Origin of the sequence: Microbacterium sp. OR21 (genome assembly GCF_047306785.1) — a bacterium.
GTDB classification, from domain to species: domain Bacteria; phylum Actinomycetota; class Actinomycetes; order Actinomycetales; family Microbacteriaceae; genus Microbacterium; species Microbacterium esteraromaticum_E.
Map to the genome: position 1 here is coordinate 1 of NZ_JAZEXJ010000011.1, position 7,431 is coordinate 7,431.

General features: G+C 63.7%; 9 protein-coding genes and 1 pseudogene. 1 reads left to right on the plus strand and 9 read right to left on the minus strand.

What is annotated here, in order from left to right; genetic code table 11:
- The coding region (locus V2S04_RS14830) for a winged helix-turn-helix transcriptional regulator (protein WP_413639120.1) at window positions 1–120 on the plus strand (120 nt) is incomplete at its 5' end.
- A gap of 1,037 nt (window positions 121–1,157) precedes the next feature.
- Here the strand turns inward: V2S04_RS14830 and V2S04_RS14835 are convergent.
- The 9 genes and pseudogenes from V2S04_RS14835 to V2S04_RS14875 all read right to left on the minus strand — a co-directional run.
- The gene (locus tag V2S04_RS14835; protein ID WP_005054941.1) at window positions 1,158–2,072 is read right to left on the minus strand and encodes an alpha/beta fold hydrolase; all 915 of its coding nucleotides are present in this window, start codon (window positions 2,070–2,072) and stop codon (window positions 1,158–1,160) included.
- A 16-nt stretch (window positions 2,073–2,088) separates the two neighbouring features.
- Window positions 2,089–2,811, minus strand: a complete 723-nt coding sequence (locus tag V2S04_RS14840) for an alpha/beta fold hydrolase (RefSeq protein ID WP_413639117.1) — start codon at window positions 2,809–2,811, stop codon at window positions 2,089–2,091.
- 161 nt (window positions 2,812–2,972) lie between these two features.
- Window positions 2,973–3,518, minus strand: a complete 546-nt coding sequence (locus tag V2S04_RS14845) for an IclR family transcriptional regulator (RefSeq protein ID WP_223159176.1) — start codon at window positions 3,516–3,518, stop codon at window positions 2,973–2,975.
- A 42-nt stretch (window positions 3,519–3,560) separates the two neighbouring features.
- Window positions 3,561–3,713, minus strand: a pseudogene (locus V2S04_RS14850) (helix-turn-helix domain-containing protein); the annotation flags it as partial.
- Between the two features lie 112 nt (window positions 3,714–3,825).
- Window positions 3,826–5,037, minus strand: coding sequence for an NAD(P)/FAD-dependent oxidoreductase (locus V2S04_RS14855; RefSeq protein ID WP_005054949.1), 1,212 nt, complete (start codon window positions 5,035–5,037; stop codon window positions 3,826–3,828).
- Window positions 5,034–5,231: a ferredoxin gene (locus tag V2S04_RS14860; RefSeq protein WP_005054951.1), complete on the minus strand. Its 198-nt coding sequence runs from the start codon at window positions 5,229–5,231 to the stop codon at window positions 5,034–5,036. The genes V2S04_RS14855 and V2S04_RS14860 overlap by 4 nt, the downstream gene beginning before the upstream one ends.
- A 3-nt stretch (window positions 5,232–5,234) precedes the next feature.
- Window positions 5,235–5,561 (minus strand): hypothetical protein, encoded by a 327-nt coding sequence (locus V2S04_RS14865; RefSeq protein ID WP_005054953.1) that lies wholly within the window; start codon window positions 5,559–5,561, stop codon window positions 5,235–5,237.
- Window positions 5,558–6,064, minus strand: a complete 507-nt coding sequence (locus tag V2S04_RS14870; RefSeq protein WP_231868223.1) for a 3-phenylpropionate/cinnamic acid dioxygenase subunit beta — start codon at window positions 6,062–6,064, stop codon at window positions 5,558–5,560. Before V2S04_RS14870 ends, V2S04_RS14865 begins: the two co-directional genes overlap by 4 nt.
- A 77-nt stretch (window positions 6,065–6,141) precedes the next feature.
- A partial coding sequence (locus V2S04_RS14875; protein ID WP_413639118.1) for a Rieske 2Fe-2S domain-containing protein occupies window positions 6,142–7,431 on the minus strand: 1,290 nt, incomplete at its 5' end.

Below are 7,431 nucleotides of genomic sequence, written 5' to 3' on the forward strand. Positions count from 1 at the left end.
GTCTACCCCGAGGTTCCCGCTCGCGTGGAGTACGAACTTACTGACCTCGGACACAGCGCAGCCGCCCCGTTGAAGCATCTGCGCGACTGGGTTGAACACAACGTCGGAACCGACCAGTAGCGACCCCCTCGGCGCTACATCGAGCCAGGAGTCCCGGCCTCCGCGTAATACCGCGTCAACACAGACGAGGCGTCGCGGTCGCCGTCACCGGACACGACAGAGTTCAGCAGGTACCGGTACCCGTCACCGGTCGTCATCACCCTAATTGATAACGTCACACCTAGAAGGTGCGAAGTAACCGACGCGCGAGCACAGGAGCGCTTCTGTCATTTCGAAGGCGAGACTTCGCGCGATTGGGATTCGCCGGGCCATCCTTCTTCTCTTTCGTCGAACGTCACCGCAACACCGTGTCGCTGGGGTTCGTGAAATCTTCTTCCGGAAGCGAAACCCAGGTACTGCGCCATGAGGAACTCGCCGCAGCGATGCACAGGCGTTCGACAGTTCGGTCGCACGAACCGATCGTTTGTTAACGGACGGCACTGTACGTCGATCGAAAGTCGCGCCGACACCCCCTGCGAATTCGCGTCGCGGGATAGTTTGCCAGGATCCGGCGATCAGCGTGGTGCGCATCAAGGAGGTGCGCAGCGGCCTCAGCACGAGGAGCCTGCCCGCGAGGCCGACCACCCCGCCCCTAGGAACGGTAGGAGTGCGACGTCGGGGCGAGCTGGGGGCCACCCCCCGAGACCGAAAGTAGCACCGCAGCGACGATAAGCGCCACGCCAACCAGGGTGGTCGTCAGCTCCCCGACCAACGAACCGATCCATCCGCGTTCCTGGAGGTCTCGGAACATCCTTATGCTCAGCCCGAACGTTCCGTTCGAGCTGCGAACCGATCGTCTCGATGCGTCGTGGCAGACGCCTCAGCTGTCCACCGATGACCTGGAGTTGCACGCGGCCGTCGGCGAACATCTCCCTTGAGTCCATCGCCAGACGTATGAAATGAGGAGTTCGAGCAAGGGCCCGATCGACCAAGTCGTAGTCGGCAACGAGCTGGCACAGCGTTCCCTCGAGTGACACGAAGGAAACGACTGGCGTTCTCCTCCGCTGTTGGGGACGTCGGGTCGGCTGAAATAATGGCCGGGACGATACGGTGGCGAGTCAGAGCGCCGTGATCCACCGCGCGATCTCGTCAGCGATCTCGTCGCTATTGTCTTCGACCATCAGCGAGTGGCCGTTCCCAGCGAGAAGAGGCAGTTCGGACGACCAGAAGGTGACGGCGGCGCCCTGATCGGTGAGCCAGGCCACGATGTCCTGATCCAGCTGCGAGGGGTGGTCGGTATCGGCTCCACCCGTGAAGACGAGAATCGGCTTGTTCGTGAACGCGTCGGTCGGCCCGATCCTCATTTGGCTCCCACCGATGTTCTGACGCTGATAAAGCATCCGGGCCGGGATCGGCCGAAGGGTGCGGCGGAACACCTCGATGCACTCGCGGGGGAACCGCCGGCTGGGTCCGATGGCCTTGTCGTTCACGAAGGCGCTTGTGGGTTCCCAGAAACCCATCTTCGGGATGGTCCAGTCGATGGCCGCTCCACGGATGGAGACCTCCTGGTCGGACTCCCTCACGATCTCGGGCACCGCCTGTATATTTCCAGGCGGGCCCGGAGCGACGGCTACGAGCCCGTCGATGAGATCGCCATGCGTCTCTAGGAGGCGGAAGCCAATCGGACCTGCCATCGAGTGCACGACCAGCACGACGTTCCGGCCGAGACCAGAGAGGAACACGCCCATCCCTCGGCACACGCTCTCATAGTCCAGCCGCGCAGACGCCGCACGATCATCGACGTGTTGGGCCGCCTCATAGGACAACCCCAGCCAGTCCACCACCAGCACACCGTAGCCATGCGATACGAATCGTGCCGCCCAGCCCTGTCGGCCGTCGGGCGTCTCGAGATAGTACTCGTTCGAGGCACCACCCCCGTGCACGAGGACGATCCACCGAGCAGGCGCACCCGACGGCGCCAGTTCGGTGTACGAGATCGGCGCGACGTCGTCTGGGCGTGAAATCGAATCCATAGCTTCCCCAGGCCTGTTAGGCAATGACGGCGTCGAGGGCCCGTGCGAGCCTCTCCGGATGCGTGAGCATCACCAAATGGCTTCCGTCGATCTCGATCGTGCGCGGACTATCAAGCCGCCCGGCCGCGGCCTGGTAGATCTCAGCGGGAACGGTCTGGTCCTGAGCGAGGAACACATAACTTGACGGGATGCTGCTCGCCCAGAACCGGTCGAGGCGGATCGGCTCATCGGACCAGCCTGCCGGCGATGGGACGAGCCTCGGCTCGAGCGCGGCGAGCTGCTGCTGCTCGAACGGGGACATGTCCTGCATAGTCGCGGCCCAGAGCTCAGGCGGCATGACGATGGTGTTGTCGTCGGACTGACTCGCAAGCGCCTTCGTCGCTGCGACCAACGGATCGGGGAGCACGTCGTTAATGGTCTCGCCGTCGCGCAGCACCCAGGCGTCGACGAAGACGACCCGGCCGATGCGCTCGGGCATCGCCTCAGCGACGAGTTGGATGAGCGGACCTCCGCCGCTATGACCGACGAGCACGATGTCGAGCTGGGTGAGCTCTCTTACCTGATCGATCAGATCGCGCGCCATCATGCTCATCGTGACGCCGGAGCGGTCCACGTCACCGTCTTCGAGACCGCGCAGCGTCGGCGCGATCACCTCGTGCCCCATTCTGCGCAATTCGTCGGCGACGCCGTCCCACACCCAGCCGCCTACCCATCCGCCGTGCACCAGTACGATCTGCATTGATCATCCTCTTCGCATATTTATCTGCTGAGCAGAACTTGTTCCTAACTAGAAGACACAATAGCTTGCGCGGCGCCAACAGTCCAGCATGGCTCGAGCTCTCTTCAGAACGCGCCGAACGACCCCTGCACCAGGTCGCAGGGGAAAGAGACGACGAGCCTTCAGGAGGTCAGGTCGGCCAGACGTACGGCTGCCTCATCGAGGAGTGCGACGAGGGTCTTCACCTTGCGGGGAGGCAAGCGGAACACCGGGGCAGATGCGTTGATCGCCAACCGCAGCCCGCTCGCCGAGGGAACGGCCACGGCCACCGAGGCCACGCCCTCCTCGCTCTCCTCCCGGTTCGTTGCATAGCCCTGCTTCGCGACAAGATCCAGTTGTGCGAGGAGCTCGGTCTTGGTACGGATCGACTGCGGAGTCACCTGTGAGAGTTGCTCGTCGGGGTAGAGACGGTCCAATTGTTCTCGCGGGAGCTGCGCCAGGAGAACCTTTCCCGTGGAGGTGCAATGGGCCGGCATCTCCTTGCCCAACCGTGAAGCGACTCGCACCGCCGTCGTCGGTTCCGAGACTGCGAGAAAGCGAGTGGAGTTGCCGTCGAGCGTGCCGAGGTGAACCGTCTCGCCGGCTTGGTGGCTGAGTTCCTCGAGGATCGGTTGCACGATCTGCGGGATGTCCATCTTTCTCAGCACCGAGAAGGCGATCGTGGTCAACGACGGCCCTGGCCCGTATGTCTTCGTTCGCGGGTCTTGCCGCACGAATCCTCGCCATTGAAGCATCGCGAGGATGCGATGCGCCGTTGAGGTCGCGACACCCAGGTGCTTGCTGGCGTCCGTCAGTCGAAGTTCGTTCTTCTCACCGAGCAGGAGCAGGAGTTTCAGGGCATTGTCGACCGACTCGATCGGTATTGCGGAGCCGCATCGACTCCGTCGGCTGCTCTATTTCTCTGCACAACAGAAACTGTATCGTTCCTGCCGGCCCTCAGGGCCGCCATCAAGGGCAAGGCGATCCCGTCCAGGTCTATCCGGACGCCGATTCGAGCAGCCGGCCCAGTCGTACACGAACGTCGGAAAGCGACGATCCCGCTGCGATGGACCGGCGGACTTCGACGAGAGCGCGGGGCCAATTCAGTACCACTGCCCCGTCGAATGACAGACCATTCTGAGAGTACAGAGACGCGATCCGGTCGGGTGTTCGAGGGTCCGTCACCATCTCGGGGTTGACTGCCGTCGTGCGACCGACGATGTGCAGCTTCCAGTTGAACTGGTCACTCCAGACATACTCGACAGGCAGATATGAGCGTCGGTCGTCGGGATGAGCGATGTTGTGCGCGACACAGCGCGCCTGGTCGACCGCATTCGTCCAGTGCTCAAGACGGGTGAGATCGCCGCGAACCGGATGCCGCCACCGCGCAACATCGCCGATCGCATGGATTTCCGGGGCGCCGAGTGCCGTGAGGAATTCGTCGCAGACGAGACCGTCGTCGATCTCGAGCCCTGAGTCCTCGAGCCATTCGACGTTCGGCACTGCCCCGATGCCGATGACGACGACATCACCGTGGAGCTCGGAACCGTCATCCAGGAGCACGCGGAAGTCTCCCTTCGCACCGTCGATCTGCGCGACCGTCCGTCCGAGAACCGCATGTACGCCATGCCGGGAGTGCTTCTGCGAGAAGAGGGCGCCAATCTCGTCACCGAGCCGGCGTGACATCAGGTCGCGTGTCGCCGAGACCAGGGTGACATCGACTCCGAGCCCAAGAGCGGTCGCGGCGACCTCGGCGCCGATGAAGCCCGCTCCGATGACGATGATCCTGCGATCGGGAACTAGCTCGGCGCGCAGCCGGTCTGCGTCGTCGAGTGTCCGCAGCACATGGATTCCCTCGCCTTCACCCCACGGCGACGGCCGCGCGCGGACGCCGGTCGCCACCACGAGGTCATCGAAGCCGACCCGCCGTCCATTCGCCAGCCGGAGCTCCGACAACGCACGGTCCAGACCTACCGCCGGCACACCGAGACGAAGGTCGATGTTAAGCTCGAGCGCCTCCGCCGCCGTGAGGAGCGTGACCTCGGCTGCACCTGCACCGACGAGGTATCCCTTCGACAGCGGCGGCTTGTCGTAGGGCAGCACGGGCTCGGAGCCGATGAGCACAACGTCTCCGCGATACCCCTCTGCCCGAAGCGCCTGCGCGGCCCGTACCCCCGCGATCGACGCACCGACAATCGCTGTCGTCATTCGTCTTCCACCCGGAGCGCGGAAACCGGGCAGCTGTTCGCCGCCTCGGTGACCCGTTTCCGGTCGGCCTCGTCGACCTCTGTTCTGAGCAGGATCACGACGCCGTCGTCATCGAGATCGAAATAGTCTCCCGCGGCCATGATGCAGTTGGCGTAGCCCTGACAGAGCCCGAGATCCGCTTTCACGACAGGCATGTGTCACTCCTCTCCTGCTTCTTCAGGCGTTATCTCAGGGAACATCGGTGCGAACGGTTGGGCGATCATGGCGGAGAACGTCGCCGTAGTCTGCCAGGTCAGCGCCTCGAGCTCGAGCGGATCGAGAGCGACCCACTGCCCGGATCGCGGCGACTCGATCAGGAGCCGGGAGCCGTTGCGTGTCTCCACGCGAGATACCCGGATCTCCGAGAACTCATTGGCGATCGAGATCGGAGCCCCTACCCGCTGGTCTTCGAGCCGCTGACGTTCGTCTGCTGCTGCGATGGCCGCGATGCGGTCGTCCTCTTCGCCTTCCCATTCGAGTTTCATAGGAAGATCGCCAGATTCTGTGTGCGCAAGACCGACTCGTCGACCGTGATGGTTCGGCGTGCGAGCTGCAACCCGCCGCCGACACGTCGCAGAACGTCTTCGCGGCCGGCCGAGATCACCGCGGGCTCGTGCACGTCGCCGCGACTGCGGAAAAGAAGCACCGCAGAATCGACGACGACCTCGCCCGGGACGTCGCTCTCGAAGGTGCGCACGTTCGTGACGAAGTGACGGAGCCGGGAGGGCGGATCCTCTGTCCAGGCGTGTTCCGTGAGGAAGCGGGCGACCCGCCGGCTCAGGGAGTACTTGTTCTCGTCCCAATGCGCCATGCCCGGAGACGTCGAGTACCCGGCGCCGAGCGCGGTAGTGACCTGCACGGGCATGATGTAGTGCACATCGTCGGCGATGAGGTCGAGCCAGTCCTCGTACCGCTGCTCGTCGAGGATGTATGCCTCTTCGACGAGCCACCTGTGCGTCTCCAGATGCAGGCCGTCCGAGAACGACAACGAACTCCCCACCCGCGTGGCTTTGGTCGTATGTGCTCCGAGCGGCGACTCTTTCAGTCGAACCCAGCGCGCCTCGGTCATGACAGCCCCTCCGGCATCCCCACCGACGAGATGATCAGCGCGGTCGGCTCCGTCTCGAGGTAGTCCGCCCAGCGCTCGAGCAGATGCCGCTGGTTGTACTCTCCGTAACCGACGTGGGCCACGCCCGGGCCAGAGAACGCGTCCGGTCCGAGCGGCTCCACGACGAATCTGCCGTCTTTCAGCACGCCCATCCGGCTGTTCAGCAGCAAGCGCCGCGCCATATTCCCTTTCGCGGTGTTCGTAAGGGACACCCAGTTCTCCACATCGTCCTGCTCGAACATCCCCGTGCTGCCGAAGCACATCAGGTACGCCTTGTACGACAGAGCCTTGAACTCCTCCGGTGCCGCTGCGTCGACGGCGAACCAGGAAAGCACCTCGGTCTCGTTCTCGCTGATCGGCTGCCAGGTACGGATCGAGATGAACGGGAGCACGTCGTCGCCGTCTTCCACCTTCGGCCAGTTGTGCACGAAGCTCATGTTCGGGAAGATCGAGGCCGCCGAGATCATGAAGCCGTTCTCGCCGATCACATTGAGCTGGTCCTGGGACCAGACCTCCTTCATCCGGTCGATCATCTCGTCGGGGTAGCCCACGTAGCGCAGCCGCTCCTCGAGCGTTCCCTCCGGAAGCTTGTAGGTCGTGCCTCCGCCGTTGCCCGCCCAGTACGTGTTGCCGTCTTTACGCTTCTCCGCCTTCGGTTCGCGGAAGAGGCCGATCTCGACCACCGAGGTGTGGGTCTGTGGCGTGTGGTACATGTCGCCGGCGAAGTTCTCTGCGCCGATCTTCCAGTTCGCCTTCACCCGCCAGCGCTGCGGGCCGCGGAGCTCGATGCCCGAGGAGCTCTGCTTCGTGTAGTAGTCGAGATAGAAAGCGAAATCGCCGAGGTAGTCGATCAGCGGTGGCGCATCCGGATCCATGCTGATGAAGATCAACCCGTTGTAGCTGTCGAGGCTCGGCGCCGGAAGCAGGCGGGCTCCCTTGCGATTGAAGCCAGCCTCGCCACCGTACGCCTCTTCGTGGAACGGCAGCCCCACGATTCGTCCGTCGTTGCGGTACGACCAGCCGTGATACGGGCAGCGGAAGTGCGAGGCGTTGCCCATTTCCGCCCGGCACACCTGCATTCCTCGGTGCAGGCACATGTTGAACATCGCCTTGACGGAGCCACTCTCGTCGCGCACCACGATGAACGAGTCGTCGAGCACTCGCCGCACCACGTAGTCGCCGGGCTGAGGGATCTCTGATTCGTGACCCACGAAGATCCACGCGCGACTGAACAAGCGCTCCCGCTC